The following is a 19,796-nucleotide window of genomic DNA, read 5'->3' as shown; positions in this document are numbered from 1 at the left end:
CCCGGAACCGCAACCGTCCCGTGATCACGGGGATCGCGGCCGTGGTCGCCGCCGGTCTCCTCGCCGGCGGGCTGTTCCTGACGGCACGGCAGGGTGCGGACGACCCGACCATCGGCGCCGGCTCGGCCTCACAGACCCCGGTCGATGCGCCGACCGCCGCCGGCGACGGCACCGTCACGATCACCCGCACCGGCCCTGACCTGCCCGGCAGCACGGCGCTCGGCCGGTGCGACACGACGACCCAGGCGGCCGTCGCGCAGTACGAGACCGAGGCCCTGGGCCGCGTCACCCTGCAGTGCGGCACCGCTGCCCAGGGCTACGAGCACATCCGGGTGCGGCACACCGCCGACTGGCAGGACGTCGTCTCCGGGCACGGCTCGCGCGACTGGGACGACGCCATGCTCACGGCGGTGCAGACGGCCCTCGAGGACCCACGCCCCGGGTTCCCGCTCGACGCCGGCGACGGCAAGGTCTGCTACGCCGCACCCGTCCGGTTCGACGACGGTTCACGCCCCGATGACGAGCCCTTCGTCAAGGTGATCGTCTCGGCCACCACCGACCGGGTGATCACGGCGTACCCCACCCGCACCGACGACTGCTGACGCTTGTGCTGGCCACCCGTTCTGCGACCGACCACGCTGGCCACTGACGTCGAACGACACCGCCGTCGTCGTACGACATCGACGCTGTCGCAACCACCGCCACGCAACAGTCCGCGTCTGCACGAAGCGACGGTGTCGTCGTCGTACGACGTCGACCTCGTCGTTCCGCGTCGTCCCCCACCGCCGCAGCGTCCAGACACCCAAACGCCGAGACGCACACACGCCGAGACGCCCATACGCCGCGCCGCCGAGACGCACACACGCCGAGCGCCGACCCCTACGCGTGCACCTCGTACTCGTGCCGCCGGTGCGACGCCGGCTCCAACTGGAACGTCGAGTGCTCCACCGGCACGTCGAAGTGCTCCGCCACGCACCGCTGCAGCTCGTCGAGGATCGCCGGGGCGTGCGCCGTCGAGAAGCAGTGGTCGTCGACGACCACGTGCGCGGTCAGGTTCGGCACCCCGGTCGCCACGAGCGTCGCGTGCAGGTCGTGCACGGCGATGACGTGGTCGAGCTCGAGGATGTGGCCCCGCACGTCGTCGAGGTCGAGCCCCGGCGGCGTCGACTCGAGCAGCACGTTCGCGGTCTCGCGCAGCAGCCGGATCGCCCGCGGCAGGATGAGCAGGCCGATCAGGATCGCGGCGACGGAGTCCGCCCGCTCCCATCCGGTCAGCATGAGCACGACCGCGGCGATGATGACGGCCACCGACCCGAGGGTGTCGTTGAGGACCTCGAGCCGGGCGGCACGCGAGGTGAAGCCCTCGCCCGAGGCCCGGAGCAGCACCGCGTAGGCCACCAGGTTGCCGACGAGTCCGACGATGCCGAAGACGAGCAGCGGCCCGGAGTGGATCTCCTCCGGCACGACGAGCCGCTGGACCGCCGAGATGATCACGTAGACGCCGACGGCGAGCAGGATCGCGGCCTGCGCGGTGGCCCCGAGGACCTCGGCCCGCTGGAAGCCCCAGGTGCGCTGTGCGGTCGGCGACCGGCGGGCGAGCCGCGTCGCGACGAGTCCGATGCCGAGTCCGCCGGTGTCGACGACCATGTGACCGGCGTCGACGAGCAGTGCGAGCGAACCCGTGACCACGGCACCCACGACCTCGGCGAGCAGGATGCCCGCCGAGATGCAGAACGCGATGAGCAGGGCGCGCTCCGAGGCGTGCCCGACGCCGTGCCCGTGGTCGTGTCCCATGTGCGACATCGTAGGGATCCGCACTGACGACATGCCAGGATCGTCAGCGTGAGCCGGTCGCCCTACGAGCTGTCCACCCCACCCGAGGTGCTGGCCCGGCTGCACCCCCGGCTCCGGACGTACTTCGCTGCCGTCCCGCCCGGACACGTCGGTCGCGGCGAGGGCGTCTTCACCGTGGTCGGCACCCCGCGCCGGTGGGTCTGGCCGGTCCTCGCGTGGTTCGCGCGCGACGCCGTCATGTTCCCGGTGTGGGAACGGGACGTGCCCTTCACCGTCGAGAACCGCCCGGCTCGCGTCCGTCGTGGACCCGGCACCGGCCTGGAGGCTCGCCCCGCCGTCCGCGCGCACCGCACCTTCCGGTTCCGCTCGGGCGCCCGCACGATGGTGGACGCCATCACCGCCGAACCCGACGGCCTGGTCGACCACCTCGGTCGCCGCGGGCGCGTCAGCGCGCGTCTGCGGGCGCAGGTCGACGACACCGGTCCGGACGCGGGCGCCCTGCGCCTGGTCTCCACGCGCGTGACGTTCCGTGCGCTGGGACGCGATCTGCGCCTCCCGGCCGCCCTGAGCCCGCGTGTGACGCTCACGGAACGATTCGATGACGAAGCCGACCTGCAGCGCGTGTCCCTGGTGCTCACCGCGCCGGTGGTCGGCACGCTGTACCGGTACGAGGGGGCGTTCCGGTACGAGATCGCGCCGGACACAGAACGGGGATGAGATGAGCGACGAGAAGGGCCGCGTCGTGATCGCGGGAGCGAGCGGCTTCGTGGGGCGGTACCTGCGGGACGCCTTCGCGGCAGAGGGCTACCGGGTCGTCACCATCGGCCGGACCGGCGACGCGGTGTGGGGCAACACCCTGCGCATCCGGGAACTCGTCGACGGTGCCGCCATGGTCGTGAACATGGCGGGCAAGAGCGTCAACTGCCGCTACGGCCGACGCAACCGTGCCGAGATCATGCGCTCACGGGTGGACACCACGCTCGAGCTCGCCGAGGCCATCCGGACGTCGGAGCACCCGACGCCGCTGTGGATGAACGCTTCGACCGCGACGATCTACCGGCACGCCGACGACCGCCCGCAGGACGAGACCACCGGCGAGATCGGCGAGGGGTTCTCGGTCTCCGTGGCCCGAGCGTGGGAGGACGCCTTCTTCGGCGCCGACCTGCCCGGCACCCGTCGTGTGGCGCTCCGGATGGCGATCGTGTTCGGCGACGGCAGCGCCCTGCTGCCGCTCCTCCGGCTCGCGCAGGCGGGCCTCGGCGGGCCGCAGTACGACGGGCCGTGGGTGCCGACGCGCTCCCGGCTCCGCGCCGGCACGTACCACCACCACCGGCCCACGCACGGTCGGCAGCGCTTCAGCTGGGTGCACATCGCCGATGTCCTCGGGTCCATCCGGTTCCTCCGCGACCACCCGGAGATCGAGGGGCCGGTGAACCTCTCGAGCCCGAACCCGTCCGACAACCGCACCGTGATGGCGACCATCCGCGACGCCGTCGGACGCCGGTTCGGGGTGCCGACCTGGCGGTGGATGCTCGAACTCGGGTCGTTCGCGATCCGCACCGAGACCGAACTCGTGCTGAAGAGCCGGTGGGTGGTGCCGACCCGGTTGACCGAGGCGGGCTACGAGTTCCGGTACCCGCACCTGCGTGGGGCGCTCGCCGGGATCATCGCGGAGCGCCGCCAGCACCGGGGCTGAGCACCGGCACCGGGACCCCGTCGACCGGAGCTGGTGTCGGGGCCGGATCCGGCACCGGGTTCCGGCCCGGTCGCGGCCCGCGGTCCCGCGCCGGACGCGACGACCACAGCACGGCGGCCACGACGACCGCGCCGGCGAGCACCTCGACCAGGTCGGGCACCTCGCCGAAGGCCGCCCACGACGCGAGCACCCCGACCACCGGCACGAGCATCGAGAACGGCGCGACCGTGCTCGAGGGGTAGGTCGCCAGCAGCCGCGACCAGATGCCGTAGCCCACCAGGGTCGCGACGACCACGATGTAGAGCAGGCCGAGGTCGGCCGGCAGCGCCGCCGGCGTGAACGCCGTGCCGAGTGCGGCCCCGATGCGGTCCGGTCCCTCGACCACGAGCGACAGCACGGCCATCGGCACGGGTGGCACGACCGACCACCACAGGGTCAGGTGCAGCGGGTTCGCGGCGCCCGCCCGCCGGGTCGCGACGTTGCCGATCGCCCACCCGAGCGCACCGCACAGCGCGAGCACGACGGGCAGCAGCGCGGCGGTCTGGGAACGGTGCAGGGCGATCGCGGCGAGGGCGGCCACGGCGACGGTGACCCCGACGACCTGCCGGCCGGTGAGCCGCTCGCGCAGGAACACCCCGGCCAGCACCACCGTGAAGGGCGCGGAGGCCTGCAGGACGAGCGAGGCCAGCCCCGACGGCATGCCGGACGCCATGCTCAGGTACAGGAACGAGAACTGCAGCACGCCGAGCCCGAGGCCGACGAGCAGCAGTCGCCCGAACGGGATCCGCGGCCGCGGCACGAACAGCAGCGTCGGGACCGCCAGGATCGTGAACCGCAGAGCCGCGAGCAGGAACGGCGGGAAGTGCTCGAGCGCGAGTGCCGTCGCGGGGAAGTTCAGTCCCCAGACCACGGCCACCACGACGGCGAAGAGACGGTCACGGGCGGTCATGGTCCGATCGTGGTGGCTCGGAACGTGTAGGACCAGCGAATTGTTCGCAACCGACGTTGTAGCCTACCTGCATGGTCGACTTCGACGTGCAGCTGCTGGCGGTCCTCCGCGAGCTCGCCGAGCGTGGCAGCGTCACGGCCGTCGCCGAGGCCACCCACCGCACACCCAGCGCCGTCTCCCAGCAGCTGCAGACGCTGCAGCGGCAGGTCGGGGTCCCGCTGGTCGAACGCGTCGGGCGCGGCGTCCGCCTGACCCCGCACGGCCAGGTCCTGGCCGACCTGGCACCCGGGGTCGCGACCGCCATCGCCCGGGTGGACGCCGCCTGGCAGGAACACCTCGGCGGCGCGACCGGACCGGTGTCCCTGGCGATCTTCCCGTCCGCCGCCGAACTGCTGTTGCCCGGCGTGCTCACCCGGATGCAGGCGCACCCCGGCATCGCGCTGACCCTGGTCGACGTCGACGTCAGCGAGGGGGAGTTCGCACCGCTCGCCGCCGACCACGACGTGGTCGTCGGGCACCGGTCGGACGGCGTGCGACCGGCGGACCAGGGATCGGTCGACACCGTGCCGCTCCTGCGCGAACCGCTCGACGTCGCCCTGTCGCCCGGGCACGCCCTGGTCGGCCGCGCACGCGTGGGCATCGACGAGGTCGTCGGGGAACGCTGGATCGGCGTGCCGGAGGGCTACCCGATCGACCGTGTGCTGCACGCGATGGCCGCGGCGACGGACACCCCGCCGAGCGTCGCGTTCCGCACGATCCACCTGCCGGTCATCGAGAACCTGGTGGCGGCAGGGCACGGCATCGCACTCGTCCCGCGGTACACGTCGGGCACGCGGGCCGCCGGGCGCTTCCACCTGGCGGAACTTGCCGACGTCCGTGCCGGACGCCGCATCGAGGCACTGGTCCGCCCCGACCGTGCCGTCCGGCCCGTGGTGCGCACCGTCCTGGAGGCGCTGGTCGCCGAGGCTCTGCACGTCACCACCTGAGACGGTCGTGCCCACCGCCGGGCGCACGCCGTGCCTCCAGGCCGCGTCAGCGCCCCTGGAACGTCAGCGCACCTGGAACGGCGTGCCGAGCGGCAGGAGCTCCGCCAGGGCCGTGATGTCGGCGTTGTGCATGCGGATGCAGCCGTGCGAGGCGGCGGTGCCGATGCTCGACGTGTCCTCCGTGCCGTGCAACCCGATCTGGCCCGGGCCACCGCCGAAGGAGTTGAGCACGTCCGAGAACGCGGTCGTGCCGTACGCGTACGGGCCGTAGCCCTCGTTCGTCGGCGCGAGCAGCTCGGTCAGCGCGAACCGGCCGGTCGGCGACGGGGTGCCGCCGGTGCCGGTGGCGACGGGGTAGCTCTCGACGACCTTGCCGGCCTCGTAGAGGTCGAGGGTGTTCGTCGAGCGGGTGACGACGATCGCGTACGGGTCCTCGGACAGGGTGACGGCGCTGGCCGGTACCCAGCCCGTGCTGCCGTTCGGGCGCTGTGCGAGCTGCACCTCCGCCCAGCCGTCCTGCTGGTCGACGACCCGGAAGACGAGCGGGGCGCCGGATGCCTGCGGGTTCTCGAGGGTCTGCGTCGCCGTGCCGCCCGCGCTCGCGCTGACCGGGACGGACGTGCCGCTGACGGCGGCGACGGTGGTGCTGGCCGGGGCATCGACCGCGTCGACGGGTGCTGCCGACGGGGTCGCCTTCGGTGCCGTCGTGGGAGTCGGTGTCGGCGCCGCGACGGATCGGGTCGGGGTCGGGGCGGGCGCGGCCGACAGGGGGCCGAGCGCGACGAACGCGACGGCCCCCGCACAGACGACGGCCACGGCGGCGGCGATCACAGTCGCACGCCGCCGTGGCTCGGTCGGGAGGATCGGCAAGATCAGCCCGTGAAGTTCGCCGTTCCGGGCACCGGTACGGCGACCGGTGCCGTGCCCGGATCACCGGCAGCGGCCGGGTCGGCGGTGACGGTGAGCGCGGCCTGTGCGGCCTGTGCGGACGAGGCACCGACGAGACCGACGCTGTAGGCGCCGGCGGTGTTCACGAAGTCGGCGGGCAGGACGATCGTGCCGGAGACGTTGCCCTCGGCGTCGGCGCGGAACGCGACCCCGGGGATCTCGGTGCCCTGGGCATCGGTGCCGACGCCGGCGCCGACGGTCTCGCCCGGAGCGAAGCCCGAGCCCTGGATGCGCACACCGGTGGTGGTGGCCGCGGTCAGGGTCGCGGTCGGGCTGAGGAGTTCGGCGGCCGCGGTGGGCTGCGGCGTGAAGTAGGTCGTGGTGTCGTCGACGCGGAGCGCGGAGACCGAGCCGCTGGCGTCGGCGGCGAGGGCCTGGCCGGTGACCTCGAGCGGGGCGGCGAGGCTCTTCAGCTCGGTGCCGGGCAGGCCGGTCGGTGCCGGAGCGCCGTCCACGGTCGGGGCCGGGGTGGGCTGGTCGGTCGGCGCGGGGGTCTCGGTCGGCCCGGTCGGCGGCGGGGTGATCCCGCCGGCGATGTCGATGCCGACGTAGACGACGTAGCCGACGATCTCGGCGTCAGCGTCCCGCAGGTCGGCTGCGAGCTCGGCCGTCGACTCGACGTCGCCGGTCGTGGGGTCGATCCAGTTGCTGGTACCGCTGACCGTGCCGCCGCCGTCGGTGACGGGCGCGTCCGTGGCGAAGACCACGGACTGTGCGGTGGAGTCGTCGCCCGCCTGGACCGCGAGGCCGAAGGTCGTCGCACCGGTCGTGGTCATGCTGATCCCGGCGGCGAGCGCGGGGACGGCATCCGGGGCCACCGGCGTGTTCAGCCCGCGGACCAGCGCGACGGCCTCGCCCTCGGAGACGGACAGGCCGTCCTCGTCGAGCGTGGCGTGGTCGGTGATCGAGCCGCCACCGCCCAGATCGTTCACGGACGCCCAGTACCACTGGTCGGTCAGCGGGAAGGTGCCGGTCGGCGCGGCGGTGAAGTCGTCGGCCGAGTCGGTCCAGGTGACGATGGCCGAAGCGGTGGAGCTCGTCACGAGGGCGGTCGAGACCGTCGGGACGAGGGCGGCGGAGACGCCGAGCACGGTGGCGCCGACGGCGGCCGCGGTGATGCGAGAACGAAGCACGGTGTGGAGATCCATCCGATCAGTGGACAGGGTGCATCCACTGCGACGCCCCCGTGCTGAGATGTACTCAGCACCATGAACCTATCGAACCGCTCAGGATTCCGCACCCCGGGACGCGGATCCGACGACGAACCGGCGGCCGTCCGGCCGCCGGTTCGTCGTGCTCAGACGTCGAGGTGGTCGACCAGCTCGTCCGCCAGGCCCGTGTACGTCGCCGGCGTCAGGTTCGTCAGGCGGGCCTTCGCGCCGTCGGAGATGTCCAGGCCGTTCACGAACACGATGAGGTCCTGCTGGGTCACGCGCTTGCCGCGGGTGAGGTCCTTGAGCATCGCGTAGGGGTCCTCGATGTTCGACTGCCCGGCGGTGACCTCGGCGCGGATGACCGTCTGGATCGCCTCGGCGAGCACCTCCCAGTTGTGGTCGAGGTCGTCGGCGAGCTTGGCCTCGTTCACGGCGATCTCGCCCAGACCGCGGCGCAGGTTGTCGAGCGCGAGCAGCGAGTGCCCGAACGCGACACCGATGTTCCGCTGCGTGGTGGAGTCGGTCAGGTCGCGCTGCAGTCGGCTCGTCACGAGGGTCTCGGACAGCGTCGAGAAGAGCGCCGACGAGATCTCGAGGTTCGCCTCGGCGTTCTCGAACTTGATCGGGTTGATCTTGTGCGGCATCGTCGACGACCCGGTCGCACCCGCGACGGGGATCTGCGTGAAGTACCCCATCGAGATGTAGGTCCACACGTCGGTCGCCAGGTTGTGCAGGATCCGGTTGGCGTGACGCACCCGGTCGTAGAGCTCGGCCTGCCAGTCGTGCGACTCGATCTGCGTGGTGAGCGGGTTCCACGTCAGGCCGAGGCCCTCGACGAACTCGCGGGACAGCGCGGGCCAGTCGGCCTCGGGGTCCGCGGCGAGGTGTGCCGAGAAGGTGCCGGTCGCGCCGGAGAACTTGCCGAGGTACTCGCCGCCCTCGATCTGGGCGAGCACGCGCTCGAGCCGGTAGACGACGACCGCGAGCTCCTTGCCGAGCGTCGTCGGGGTGGCCGGCTGACCGTGGGTGTGCGAGAGCATCGGCACGCTCTTCAGCTCGACGGCGAGCGTCCGGAGCTTCTCGAGCACGGCGCGGAAACCGGGCAGCCAGACCTGGTCGACGGTGTCCCGCACGGTGAGTGCGTAGGACAGGTTGTTGACGTCCTCGCTCGTGGCGGCGAAGTGGGTGAGCTCGGCGATCGCGTCGAGCCCGAGCTCGGACAGTCGGCGGCGCACGAAGTACTCGACGGCCTTGACGTCGTGCCGGGTCGTCGCCTCGATCTCGGCGAGCTCCGCGATCTGGTCCTGGCCGAAGGTCGAGACGATCCGGCGCAGTGCGGCCTTGTCGTCGACGCTGAGCGGCGAGGTGGTGAACATCGCGTGGTCGGTCAGGAAGATGAGCCACTCGACCTCGACCACGATGCGCGCGCGGTTGAGGCCGGCCTCGGAGAGGTGCTCGCCCACCGTGTGCACGATCGGGTAGTAGCGCCCGTCGAGCGGGCTGATCGGCTGCGGGGGAAGGGGGGTCATGGGGCTCCCTGACGGACTGCCGGCTCGAGCTGGTGGAAGAGCGCCCGGCAGGCCCGTTCGACGGTCGAGAGCACTCGGTCGAACTCGTGCCGGTCCGCGTAGTACGGGTCCGGCACGTCGGCCTGCTGGGGCCAGGCGGCGTCGTACCGCAACAGGAGCGTCACCTTGGCGGAGTCGTCCATGGTCGGGGCCCACGAACGCAGGATGCGCTCGTGGGAGCGGTCGAGTGCGACCACCAGGTCGAGGTCCGGGAACCGGTCCGGGTCGAACTGACGGGCGCGATGCCTGCTGCCATCGTATCCGCGCGCCGCCAGCGCTGCGATCGTGCGCTCGTCGGCGGGTTCTCCGACGTGCCAGTCACCGGTGCCGGCCGACTCCACCTGGAACCGGTCGGCGAGGCCGGCGTCTGCGGCGATCTGCGCGAAGACGACACCGGCCATGGGGGAGCGGCAGATGTTGCCGCTGCAGACGAACGAGACGCGGAACGGGGCGTCGACGTCCTGGGTCATGAGCACATCATGACGCAGGGCGGGGTCCTCCGCGAGGCCCGCCCGGGTCACGCCCGCTGGCGGTTGAGCACCGGGCGGGCGAAGAGCCCGATCAGCCAGGCGAAGACCGCGAGCACGAAGGCACCGACGATGCCCCAGCCGAAGGAGTCGACCTCGAGCCCGAAGCCGAACGCGTCCGAGATGCCCGCGACGATGAGCAGCAGGATCGCGTTCACGACGAACGAGATGAGCCCGAGCGTGAGGATGTAGATCGGGAAGGCCACGATCCGGATGACCGTGCCGATCACCGCGTTCACGAGACCGAACACGAACGCCACGAGCAGGAAGGTGAGGACGGTCGCGGTGGTCCCGCCGTCACCGAACGGCGTGACGGAGACGCCGCTGACGATCAGCGTGGTGAGCCAGAGCGCGAGGGCGTTGACGACGAGGCGGACGAGGAATCGCATGCGCCCATGATGCCCTCGCTTCCCCTCGTGGGTGCCGTGGGCCTGCCGGTAGCCTGAACCCGTGAGCGAGCAGCGTGTGCACATCCGGCCCGAGGTGGCCGTCCTCCCCGCGTACAAGCAGGGGCGACAGGCGTCCGACTCCGCCTTCAAGCTGTCGAGCAACGAGAACCCGTTCCCGCCGCTCCCCGGGGTCGTCGAGGCCGTGCAGGCACAGACCTCGTACAACCGCTACCCGGACGCCACCGCCCTCGCCCTGCGCGCTGTGCTGGCCAACCGCTTCGGGCTGACCGCAGAGCAGGTGCACGTCGCCCCGGGCAGTGTCGCGATCCTGCACGAACTCGCCCGCGCGACCTCCGGCCCCGGTGACGAGATCGTCTACGCGTGGCGCTCGTTCGAGGCGTACCCGGGCGTCGTCACGGTCGCCGGCGCCACCAGCGTGCAGGTGCCGAACCGCGCCGACGGTGGGCACGACCTCGACGCGATGGCCGCGGCCGTCACCGAACGCACCCGCATGGTGCTCGTCTGCTCGCCGAACAACCCGACGGGGCCGATCGTGACCGCCGCGGAGTTCGACGTGTTCATGGCCGCGGTGCCGCAGTCGGTGCTGGTCGTGCTCGACGAGGCATACGCGGAGTTCGTGACCGACGAGGCCGCCGTGCACGGCCACCCGCTGCTCGCCGCGCACCCCAACCTCGTGGTCCTCCGCACCTTCTCGAAGGCGTACGGGCTCGCCGGACTCCGGGTGGGCTACGCGCTCGGTCCGGACTACGTGCTCGACGCCGTCCGTGCCTGCGCGATCCCGCTGTCCGTGACCGCCCAGGGCCAGGCGGCGGCGCTCGCCAGCCTGGAACGCGAGGCCGAGCTGCTCGAGCGCGTGACCGAGATCGCGGCCCTGCGCGACCGGATCGTCGTCGAGCTCCGTGCCCAGGGCTGGGACGTCCCCGACGCCCAGGGCAACTTCCTCTGGCTGCCGACGGGCGAGCGGACGGCCACCGCTGCGGCCGCGTTCGAGGACGCCGGCATCATCGTCCGGGCCTTCCCGCCAGAGGGCATCCGCATCTCGATCGGTGAGCACGAAGCTGTGGAAACGCTCCTCCAAACAGCCCGCTCACTTGTGGGGGACCTCCAGGTGGCCGACTAGTGCCTGGCGCTACGCTGGCCCGCATGTCATTCCGCGCCGCGGCTCCCGCGACGACCACCGTCCGGCTCCTCGACCCCGAGGGTCGGTTCGTGGAGACCGACGAGAACGCCGAGTTCGCCGCCGCCGCGCGGGCGATCCCCGACGAGACCCTGCTGGCGATGCACCGCCGCATGGTGCTGACCCGTCGGTTCGACCACGCCGGCCACAACCTCCAGCGCACCGGCCAGCTCGGCCTGTGGGTGCCCAGCCACGGACAAGAGGCCGCGCAGACCGGCTCGGCCTTCGCCCTGCGCGCCCAGGACCACGTGTTCCCGTCCTACCGCGAGCATGCCGTCACGATGCACCGCGGCGTCGAGCCGATGGAGATCATCGCGATGTACCGTGGGCAGACCCACGGCGGGTGGGACCCGGACCAGCGCGGCAACACGCACATCTCCACCCTGGTGATCGGCTCGCAGACCCTGCACGCCACCGGGTACGCGCTCGGCCAGAAGCTCGACGGCGACGTCGGCACGGGCGACCCGGACCGCGACGCCTGCTCGATCGTCTACTTCGGCGACGGCGCCACCAGCCAGGGCGACGTGAACGAGGCCTTCGTGTTCTCCGCGTCGACCAAGGCCCCGGTCGTCTTCTTCCTGCAGAACAACCACTGGGCCATCTCGGTGCCGGTGTCGGTGCAGTCCCCGACGCCGCTCGTCGACCGCCCGCGCGGCTTCGGGATCCCGAGTGTCCTGATCGACGGCAACGACATCCTCGCGTCCTACACGGCCTCGGTCGTCGCGACCGAGCACGCCCGCAGCGGCCAGGGCCCGGCCTTCATCGAGGCCGACACCTACCGCATCGGTGCGCACACCAGCTCCGACGACCCGAGCCGGTACCGCGCCGACGGCGAGCTCGAGGAATGGGTCCTCCGCGACCCGATCGTCCGGTCCGAGGCGTACCTGCGCTCGAAGGGTGCGACGGACGAGCAGTTCGCCGCGTTCGACGAAGAGGGCGAGGACATCGCCGCCGACGTCCGACGTCGCACCGTCGCCCTGACCGCACCGTCCGTCGACGTCATGTTCGACAACGTGTACCGCGAGCCGCACCCGCGGATCGCCGAGCAGAAGGCCTGGCTCGCCCAGTACGAGGCCGGCTTCGAAGGGGGCGCCCACGCATGAGCACCACCGAGCAGCTCTTCGACTACACCCTGCGGTCCCACCCGGGCGCCGGCGAGGTCCCGAGTGACCCCACCCCGACCCTGCCGATGGCCAAGGCCCTGAACGCCGGGCTCGCCGCGGCCATGGAAGCGGACGACAAGGTCCTGCTGATGGGCGAGGACATCGGCCAGCTGGGCGGCGTCTTCCGCATCACCGAGGGCCTGCAGGACCGCTTCGGCGCCGAGCGCGTGCGGGACACCCCGCTCGCCGAGGCCGGCATCATCGGCACCGCGATCGGCCTCGCCCTGCGCGGCTACCGCCCGGTCGTCGAGATCCAGTTCGACGGCTTCGTGTGGCCCGGCTTCGACCAGATCACCTCGCAGCTCGCGAAGATGGCGAACCGCCTGCCGGCACACATGTCGCTGCCCGTCGTCATCCGCATCCCCTACGGCGGCCACATCGGCGCCGTGGAGCACCACCAGGAGTCCCCGGAGACGTACTTCGCGCACACCCCGGGCCTGCGGGTCGTCAGCCCGAGCACCCCGAACGACGCCTACTGGATGATCCAAGAGGCCATCGCGTCGAAGGACCCGGTGGTCTTCCTCGAGCCGAAGTCCCGCTACTGGCCCAAGGGCCAGGTGGACCTGGTCGACGGCCACGTCCCGATGCACACGACCCGCGTCGCCCGCACCGGCACCGAGGTCACGCTCGTCGGGCACGGCGCGATGGTCGCCACCCTGATGCAGGCGGCGGACATCGCCGAGGCCGAGGGCACCAGCTGCGAGGTCATCGACCTCCGCTCGATCTCGCCGATCGACTGGGAGCCGCTGCTGGCCTCCGTCCGCAAGACCGGTCGCCTGGTCATCGCACAAGAGGCCTCCGGTTTCGTCAGCGTCGGCAGCGAGATCGCCGCGACCGTCGCCGAGCGGGCGTTCTACACGATGCAGGCACCGCCGCTCCGGGTCTCCGGCTTCGACGTGCCGTTCCCGGTGTCGAAGCTCGAGCACCTGCACCTGCCGGATGCCGACCGCATCCTCGAGGCCGTCGACCGCGCCCTCGCCTACTGACCCGTCCGACCGAGCTCGACCAGATCCGCGAAGGAGCCGTAGTGGCCGCCGCCGAATTCCCCCTGCCCGACGTGGGTGAAGGTCTCACCGAGGCCGAGATCGTGCAGTGGCGCGTCGCGATCGGGGACGAGATCGCCGTCGACCAGGTGCTCGTCGAGATCGAGACCGCGAAATCGCTCGTCGAGCTGCCGTCGCCGTTCGCCGGCACCGTCACCGGTCTGCTCGTGTCCGAGGGCGACACGGTCGAAGTCGGCAAGCCGATCATCCGCGTCGACTCGGACGCGTCGGTCGCGTCCGGAGCGGCCCTCACGCCCCCCGCCGAGCAGTCGGGAGGCGCGGCGCCCGTCGCCGAGTCCGCCCCGGTCTCGCCCGTGGTCGCGTCCACCCCGCAGACCGCTGCCGCCCCGTCGGCTCCGGTCGCGCAGACCCCTCCCGCTCCCGCGGCGGTGCCGGCACGCGCCGCTGCCCCCGCACCGGCAGCGCCCGCCCCTGCCGCCCCTGCCGCCGCGCCGGCGGCGCCGGTCCAGCCGGTCGCGGTCGACGCCTCCGTCCAGGGCACGGACGAGTCCTCCGGTGCCGTCCTCGTCGGCTACGGCTCGGCGACCTCGTCGCCCTCCCGTCGCAAGCCGGGCGCCCGCCGGGCCGCAGCGCTCGCGGCCGAGGCGAGCCGCGCCTCCAGTGTGGACACCGCCGCGGCGGCGGAAGCCTCCGTCGACCCGGGCGAGGAGAGCACCGCCGAGGCGATCAGCGCCCTCGGCACCGGCTCCGCGCACAAGCAGAGCACCGCGACCAACGTCCTGGCGAAGCCGCCGATCCGGAAGCTCGCGAAGGACCTCGGCGTCGAACTGACCGAGATCGTCGCGACCGGTCTTGCCGGCGAGGTCACCCGCGACGACGTCATCCGGCACGCGAAGCAGGCCAGCGTCTTCCGGAACATCGAGACGCCCGAGTGGGGCGAGGTCCGCAGCGAGACGATCCCGGTCAAGGGCGTCCGCAAGGCCATCGCCACCGCGATGACGACGTCCGCCTTCACGGCCCCCCACGTGTCGCTGTTCGTCGACGTCGACGCGACCCACACGATGGAGTTCGTCAAGCGGCTCAAGGCCTCGCCGACGTTCGCCGGCGTGAAGGTCTCGCCGCTGCTCATCGTCGCGAAGGCCGTCATCTGGGCCGTCCGCCGGAACCGTTCGGTGAACTCGACCTGGACCGACCGCGAGATCATCGTGCACCACTTCGTGAACCTCGGCATCGCCGCGGCGACCCCGCGCGGGCTCATCGTGCCGAACATCAAGGACGCGCAGGACATGTCGCTGCTCGAGCTGGCACAGGCGCTCGAGGAGCTCACCCTGACCGCCCGCGACGGCAAGACCACGCCGAAGCAGATGGCCAACGGCACGGTGTCGATCACGAACATCGGTGTGTTCGGCATGGACACCGGGACCCCGATCCTCAACCCGGGCGAGGTCGCGATCGTCGCCATGGGCACGATCAAGCCGAAGCCGTGGGTCGTCGACGGCGAGGTCCGCTCGCGCATGGTGACGACCATCGGTGCCTCGTTCGACCACCGGGTCGTCGACGGCGACGTGGCGTCCCGCTTCGTGCACGACGTCGCTTCGGTGCTCGAGGAGCCCGCGCTCCTGCTCGACTAGCGCTTCGGCCTGCTGACGGTCTCCTGCGGGCTTCCGCAAACGTCGCGTGGTGTTCACACGGATGTCGGGGGTCGGCGGCATGATCGGTGCATGGTCCACCAGCTCCTGACCCCCTCGCAGGAGATCCGAACGGATCGCCTCCTGCTCACCCCGCTGACCCCGGCCGACATCGACGACGTGCACGCGCTCTTCTCGGACGCCCGCACGTGGCAGCACCTGCCCACGGGTCGGCACGTGGCGCGGAGCTCGAGCGTGGACATGGTGCAGCGCAAGATCGGCGGTCGTGCACGCCACGGCCTCGGGTCCTGGGCGGTCCGCAGCGCCTCCGACCACGCCTTCGTCGGTGTGGGCGGGGTCGACATGACCGCCGGTGGGGTCTGGAACCTCGGCTACCGTCTGGCGCCCGCGGCGTGGGGGCAGGGCTTCGCGTCCGAGATCGCCCTCGCTGCCGCCCGTGCCGCCGCCGACACCGCTCCGGACGTCCCGGTGACCGGACGCGTGCTCACGAACAACCCTGCTTCTGCAGCCGTGCTGCGTCGTGCCGGGCTGTCGCTGGTGTGGCAGGGGGCTCCCGCAGCGCAGAACCGTGCGGCCGCCGGGGTCGAGGGGCAGGTCTGGACCGATCGGCTGCTCTCCGACGAGCAGTTCGCCTGGCTCGTCGCCAACGCCTGAGCACCGACTCCGTCCCTTCGTCACCGCGCACGTTGGTCTTCCCGGCCTGACTCGCTACTGTGATGGGCACTGGTCATGTCCGCGCATGACCACCGCCCAGGACCAGCAACGGAGCACGAGGGACGCATGACGAGCCGCATCACCGAGGGTGCCGAACCGAAGCACCAGCAGCTGCGGCGCATCCTGCTCGACCTCGTCACGACCCGCCTGGCTCCCGGTGCCGCGATCCCGTCCGAACGCCAGCTCATCGCCGAGTACGGCGTCTCCCGGATCACCGTGCGCGAAGCCCTCGGACAGCTGGTGAACGAGGGGTACCTGGAGCGCGTCCGCGGCAAGGGCACCTTCGTCGCGCACCGGCCCGTGCAGTCGACGCTGCACCTCGCCTCGTTCACCGAGGAGATGCGGGCGATGGGGCACGAGCCGACCACCGTGGTGCTCGTGCGCGAGGAACGCGTGCCGCCGGCCGACACCGCCGCGGCCCTGCGGATCGATCAGGACGTGCCGGCCTTCCACGTGAAGCGCCTGCGGATGGCCGACGGCGCCCCGGTCTCGATCGACGACGCCTGGCTCGTGGCCGACGCCTTCCCGGGCCTGCTCGACCACGACCTGTCCGGGTCGGTGTACTCGATCATCGCCACGGAGTACGGCACCCCGATCGACCGCGCGCAGCAGACCGTCGCGGCGAACCCGGCGGCCGACGACGTCGCGACCCTGCTCGGCACGAAGACCGGAGCACCGGTGCTCGAGTTCGACCGGGTGTCGTACGCGGGGGAACGACCCGTGGAGCACACCCGCAGCTGGTACCGCTCGGACCGCTACCGCGTGCAGATGGAGGTCACCGCGACCCCCGCGGTCGCATAGTCCGCCCGACAACGCGAAAGCGACCGTGTGCCGCGGGTGGTCCGCAGCACACGGTCGCTCTCGACGAGGAAGAACCCCTAGACCTCGAAGAGGGTGTCGCCGTCGAGCACCGTGGTGCCGACCGTCCCCTGGTCGACGCTGTCCGCCGTCGAACCGAGCACCACGACCGGGCAGATCGGCGAGTACCCGGCTGCTGAGATCACCGAGGGGGTGAACCGGACGACGGGGTCACCGGCCGTGACGGTGTCGCCCTCGGTCGCGAGGAGCTCGAAGCCCTCGCCGGAGAGCTTCACGGTGTCGATGCCGACGTGCACCAGGACGTCGGTGCCAGCGGCACCCTGCAGGGCGAACGCGTGCGGGTGCAGCTTCACGATGGTGCCGTCGACCGGGGCCACCGCGGTGACCGCGCCCTCGACGCCCGTGGGGTCGACCGCGACGCCGGCACCGACGAGCTGCCCGGCGAAAACCGGGTCGGGCACGTCGGCGAGGGCGACGACCGGGCCGCCGAACGGGGTGCGGACGACGGTCACAGTTCGTCCTGGATGTCCTGGGCGAGGTTGTCGGCGATCGTGCCGACGATGACCTGCCAGCCGGTGCCGCCACCGATGACGGCCTGGGCCCCGGCGGCCTGCAGGGCGGCCTTGTCGACCAGGTCCCCGTCCTCGACCTCGACGCGGAGGCGCGTGATGCAGCCCTCGACCTCTTCGATGTTCTCGGCACCGCCGAGTGCGGCGATGATGTCGGCTGCCTTGATGTCGGCCATCGTTTCCTCCTCGTTAAGGGTTTGCGTCGCAGGTTGACACCGGTCCGCTCGCGGATCAGACTACGGAACTGGTCATGACCGGACAGGACCGGACCTGGCGACACCGCCGAGGTTACCTGCGCTGGCTGCACGACTCAACTCACCCCGACAGCTCCACCCAATGACGAGAGGACCTCCGATGAGCGCCACCACTGCCACGGATGTGCCGGAGAAGAAGAAGCCGAAGAAGCAGTCACGGCTGTTCGCACAGGCCCAGCGCCTCGGACGGAGTCTGCTCCTGCCGATCGCGGTCATGCCTGCAGCGGGCATCCTGCTCCGCCTGGGCCAGTCCGACATGCTCGGCGCGATCCCCGGCTTCGAGCAGGGCGCGACGATCATCGCGGCCGCGGGCAACGGTGTCTTCACCTGGCTCCCGCTGCTCTTCGCGGTCGGCATCGCGATCGGTTGGGCCAAGAAGTCGGACGGCACGACCGCGCTCGCGGCCGTCGTCGGGTACATGGTCATGTACCAGGTGTTCGCCGCGATGTCGCCGATCGTCCTCGCCGGTGTGAAGGACGCGAACGGCGGCCAGGCGACGATCAACTTCGGTGTCCTCGGCGGCATCGTGATGGGTCTCGTCTCCGCCGTGCTGTGGGAGAAGTTCCACCGCACGAAGATGCCCGACTTCCTCGGGTTCTTCTCCGGCCGCCGACTCGTGCCGATCCTGACCGCCGCTGCGGCGCTGATCATCGCCGTGCTCATGTCGTTCGTCTACCGCTACTTCGACATCGCGCTCACCGCGGCTGGCCAAGCCGTCGCGGACAACGCCGTGATCGGCGGCGGCATCTTCGGCTTCGTGAACCGCATGCTCATCCCGATCGGGCTGCACCAGCTGCTCAACTTCTTCCCGTGGTTCCAGCTGGGCAGCTTCTCGACCGGTGGTGTGACCTACCACGGCGACATCCAGCGCTTCCTGGCGGGCGACCCCACGGCCGGCATCTTCCAGACCGGCTTCTTCCCGATCATGATGTTCGCGCTGCCCGCCGGGGCCCTCGCGATCTGGCGCAACGCCAAGCCGCAGAACCGCAAGCTCGTCGGCGGCATCATGCTCTCCGCCGCACTGACCTCGTTCGTCACGGGCATCACCGAGCCGCTCGAGTACTCGTTCATGTTCGTGGCGTTCCCGCTCTACGTCATCCACGCGGTGCTCACGGGGTCCTCGCTCGCCCTGGTGAACGCCCTCGGCATCCGGGACGGGTTCTCGTTCTCGGCCGGCGCGATCGACTTCGTGCTGAACTTCGGCAAGGCGGACGGGGCGATCTGGCTCATCCCGATCGGCCTCGGCTACGCGGTCGTCTACTACTTCCTGTTCAGTTTCGTGATCAAGAAGTGGAACCTCCGCACGCCCGGCCGTGAAGAGGACACGATCGCCGAGAACACGATCGACGCGGCCACCAAGCCGTAGACGCGAGCGTCTCCATGACGGGAGGCCCGGTGCCAGCTGGCACCGGGCCTCCCGTCCGTCTCCCGGTCGCGCTGAGAGCCCTCATAGCGGTTTTGACAATCGTTATCAGTAGGCGTTAGCGTCGTGCCATGCACAACCGCCTCCTCGCCCTCCCGCTCGTCGCCGGCGCCGCCGCGCTCGCCCTGACCGGGTGCGCCACCTCGTCCGCCTCGGGGGAGGCCAGCGGTGAAGGCACGGTCAACGTCGTCGCCTCCACCAACGTCTACGGCTCGATCGTCAAGACGATCGGTGGCGACGCCGTCACCGTGACGAGCATCCTGAGCGACCCGTCGCAGGACCCGCACTCGTTCGAGTCGAGCGCCCGCACGCAGCTCTCCGTTTCCAAGGCCGACCTGCTCATCGAGAACGGTGGCGGGTACGACGACTTCATGACGACGCTCGCGAACGCCTCGGACACCAAGGCCGACACGATCAACGTCGTGAAGCTCTCCGGCCTCGACAAGGGCGGCAGTGCCGAGTTCAACGAGCACGTCTTCTACAGCTACCCGACGATGGTGAAGCTGGTCGAGGCGGTCACGAAGGACCTCAGCGCGCTCGACGAGAGCGGCAAGGACGCCTTCGAGAAGAACGCCGCCACGCTCACCACCAAGCTCGAGGACCTCGAGGCCCAGACCGACGCCGTCAAGAAGCAGGACTCCGGTGACAAGGTGGCGTACACCGAGCCGGTGCCCGGGTACCTGTTCGACGCGATGGGGCTCGAGAACGAGACCCCGCCGGCCTTCTCCGAGGCCATCGAGGAAGGCGACGACGTCCCGCCGGCGGCCCTCCGCGACACCCTCGCGCTGTTCACCGGCAAGCGCGTGCAGCTGCTCGCCTACAACAACCAGGCGTCGAGCCCCGAGACCGAACAGGTCCAGAAGGCGGCCGAGCAGAACGACATCCCCGTCGTCGGTGTCACGGAGACGCTCCCCAAGGGGCAGGATTACGTCTCGTGGCAGCAGGCGAACATCGACGCGGTGAAGGCAGCGCTCCAGAAGTGACGACCTCGA

At 71.3% G+C, this 19,796-nt stretch carries 21 protein-coding genes; 12 read left to right on the top strand and 9 right to left on the bottom strand.

Annotated elements, in window-relative coordinates; all coding sequences use genetic code 11:
* Positions 1-602 (top strand): hypothetical protein (locus ABRP24_RS17300; protein ID WP_371836764.1); only part of this gene is annotated, 602 nt, incomplete at its 5' end.
* Positions 603-879: 277 nt separating this feature from the next.
* On the opposite strand, the gene ABRP24_RS17295 is transcribed toward ABRP24_RS17300, so the two are convergent.
* Positions 880-1,794 carry a cation diffusion facilitator family transporter gene (locus ABRP24_RS17295; protein WP_083404300.1) on the bottom strand — a complete coding sequence of 305 codons (915 nt, stop codon included), beginning with the start codon at positions 1,792-1,794 and terminating at the stop codon, positions 880-882.
* A 48-nt stretch (positions 1,795-1,842) separates the two neighbouring features.
* Here ABRP24_RS17295 and ABRP24_RS17290 point away from each other — a divergent pair, with 48 nt between their 5' ends.
* Both ABRP24_RS17290 and ABRP24_RS17285 read left to right on the top strand, forming a co-directional pair.
* Positions 1,843-2,511, top strand: coding sequence for a DUF4166 domain-containing protein (locus ABRP24_RS17290; protein WP_051596594.1), 669 nt, complete (start codon positions 1,843-1,845; stop codon positions 2,509-2,511).
* Between the two features lies 1 nt (position 2,512).
* The gene (locus ABRP24_RS17285) at positions 2,513-3,490 is read left to right on the top strand and encodes an epimerase (protein WP_027464973.1); all 978 of its coding nucleotides are present in this window, start codon (positions 2,513-2,515) and stop codon (positions 3,488-3,490) included.
* On the opposite strand, the gene ABRP24_RS17280 is transcribed toward ABRP24_RS17285, so the two are convergent.
* Positions 3,459-4,439, bottom strand: coding sequence for an EamA family transporter (locus tag ABRP24_RS17280; RefSeq protein ID WP_349847294.1), 981 nt, complete (start codon positions 4,437-4,439; stop codon positions 3,459-3,461). The two genes, ABRP24_RS17285 and ABRP24_RS17280, sit on opposite strands and share 32 nt — an antisense overlap.
* A gap of 71 nt (positions 4,440-4,510) precedes the next feature.
* Here ABRP24_RS17280 and ABRP24_RS17275 point away from each other — a divergent pair, with 71 nt between their 5' ends.
* Positions 4,511-5,425 (top strand): LysR family transcriptional regulator, encoded by a 915-nt coding sequence (locus ABRP24_RS17275; RefSeq protein WP_301600156.1) that lies wholly within the window; start codon positions 4,511-4,513, stop codon positions 5,423-5,425.
* Between the two features lie 63 nt (positions 5,426-5,488).
* Here ABRP24_RS17275 and ABRP24_RS17270 read toward each other — a convergent pair whose 3' ends face one another.
* From ABRP24_RS17270 to ABRP24_RS17250, 5 genes are all read right to left on the bottom strand, one after another.
* Positions 5,489-6,295: a L,D-transpeptidase family protein gene (locus ABRP24_RS17270; RefSeq protein WP_301600157.1), complete on the bottom strand. Its 807-nt coding sequence runs from the start codon at positions 6,293-6,295 to the stop codon at positions 5,489-5,491.
* 2 nt (positions 6,296-6,297) lie between these two features.
* Positions 6,298-7,521: a hypothetical protein gene (locus ABRP24_RS17265; RefSeq protein WP_349847292.1), complete on the bottom strand. Its 1,224-nt coding sequence runs from the start codon at positions 7,519-7,521 to the stop codon at positions 6,298-6,300.
* A 149-nt stretch (positions 7,522-7,670) separates the two neighbouring features.
* Positions 7,671-9,056, bottom strand: coding sequence for an adenylosuccinate lyase (gene purB, locus ABRP24_RS17260; RefSeq protein ID WP_214520669.1), 1,386 nt, complete (start codon positions 9,054-9,056; stop codon positions 7,671-7,673).
* Positions 9,053-9,565 (bottom strand): low molecular weight protein-tyrosine-phosphatase, encoded by a 513-nt coding sequence (locus tag ABRP24_RS17255; RefSeq protein ID WP_017886476.1) that lies wholly within the window; start codon positions 9,563-9,565, stop codon positions 9,053-9,055. Before ABRP24_RS17255 ends, purB begins: the two co-directional genes overlap by 4 nt.
* 47 nt (positions 9,566-9,612) lie before the next feature.
* Positions 9,613-10,011: a phage holin family protein gene (locus ABRP24_RS17250; protein WP_027464967.1), complete on the bottom strand. Its 399-nt coding sequence runs from the start codon at positions 10,009-10,011 to the stop codon at positions 9,613-9,615.
* 61 nt (positions 10,012-10,072) lie between these two features.
* Between ABRP24_RS17250 and ABRP24_RS17245 the strand changes: the two genes are divergently transcribed.
* From ABRP24_RS17245 to ABRP24_RS17220, 6 genes are all read left to right on the top strand, one after another.
* On the top strand, positions 10,073-11,152 hold the full coding sequence (locus ABRP24_RS17245; protein ID WP_349847289.1) for a histidinol-phosphate transaminase: 1,080 nt from the start codon (positions 10,073-10,075) through the stop codon (positions 11,150-11,152).
* Positions 11,153-11,175: 23 nt separating this feature from the next.
* Positions 11,176-12,312 carry a thiamine pyrophosphate-dependent dehydrogenase E1 component subunit alpha gene (locus tag ABRP24_RS17240; RefSeq protein ID WP_027464965.1) on the top strand — a complete coding sequence of 379 codons (1,137 nt, stop codon included), beginning with the start codon at positions 11,176-11,178 and terminating at the stop codon, positions 12,310-12,312.
* 86 nt (positions 12,313-12,398) lie between these two features.
* The gene (locus ABRP24_RS17235; RefSeq protein ID WP_250898884.1) at positions 12,399-13,358 is read left to right on the top strand and encodes an alpha-ketoacid dehydrogenase subunit beta; all 960 of its coding nucleotides are present in this window, start codon (positions 12,399-12,401) and stop codon (positions 13,356-13,358) included.
* Positions 13,359-13,399: 41 nt separating this feature from the next.
* Positions 13,400-15,007, top strand: coding sequence for a dihydrolipoamide acetyltransferase family protein (locus ABRP24_RS17230; protein ID WP_071246257.1), 1,608 nt, complete (start codon positions 13,400-13,402; stop codon positions 15,005-15,007).
* A 90-nt stretch (positions 15,008-15,097) separates the two neighbouring features.
* Positions 15,098-15,679, top strand: a complete 582-nt coding sequence (locus ABRP24_RS17225; RefSeq protein WP_035807952.1) for a GNAT family N-acetyltransferase — start codon at positions 15,098-15,100, stop codon at positions 15,677-15,679.
* Between the two features lie 126 nt (positions 15,680-15,805).
* Positions 15,806-16,540, top strand: coding sequence for a GntR family transcriptional regulator (locus ABRP24_RS17220; RefSeq protein ID WP_027464961.1), 735 nt, complete (start codon positions 15,806-15,808; stop codon positions 16,538-16,540).
* 77 nt (positions 16,541-16,617) lie between these two features.
* On the opposite strand, the gene ABRP24_RS17215 is transcribed toward ABRP24_RS17220, so the two are convergent.
* Both ABRP24_RS17215 and ABRP24_RS17210 read right to left on the bottom strand, forming a co-directional pair.
* Complete coding sequence (locus ABRP24_RS17215) at positions 16,618-17,070, bottom strand: glucose PTS transporter subunit IIA (RefSeq protein WP_027464960.1); 453 nt, start codon at positions 17,068-17,070, stop codon at positions 16,618-16,620.
* Positions 17,067-17,303, bottom strand: a complete 237-nt coding sequence (locus tag ABRP24_RS17210; RefSeq protein WP_111056696.1) for a PTS transporter subunit EIIB — start codon at positions 17,301-17,303, stop codon at positions 17,067-17,069. The genes ABRP24_RS17215 and ABRP24_RS17210 overlap by 4 nt, the downstream gene beginning before the upstream one ends.
* A gap of 178 nt (positions 17,304-17,481) precedes the next feature.
* Between ABRP24_RS17210 and ABRP24_RS17205 the strand changes: the two genes are divergently transcribed.
* Complete coding sequence (locus ABRP24_RS17205) at positions 17,482-18,747, top strand: PTS transporter subunit EIIC (RefSeq protein WP_111056697.1); 1,266 nt, start codon at positions 17,482-17,484, stop codon at positions 18,745-18,747.
* Between the two features lie 128 nt (positions 18,748-18,875).
* On the top strand, positions 18,876-19,787 hold the full coding sequence (locus ABRP24_RS17200; RefSeq protein WP_349847285.1) for a metal ABC transporter solute-binding protein, Zn/Mn family: 912 nt from the start codon (positions 18,876-18,878) through the stop codon (positions 19,785-19,787).
* The last annotated feature ends 9 nt before the right edge of the window (positions 19,788-19,796 follow it).

The organism is Curtobacterium sp. WHRI 8282 (assembly GCF_040223925.2).
In the GTDB taxonomy this organism is placed as follows: Bacteria; Actinomycetota; Actinomycetes; order Actinomycetales; family Microbacteriaceae; genus Curtobacterium; species Curtobacterium flaccumfaciens.
This window is presented reverse-complemented; position numbering and strand designations above follow the sequence as displayed.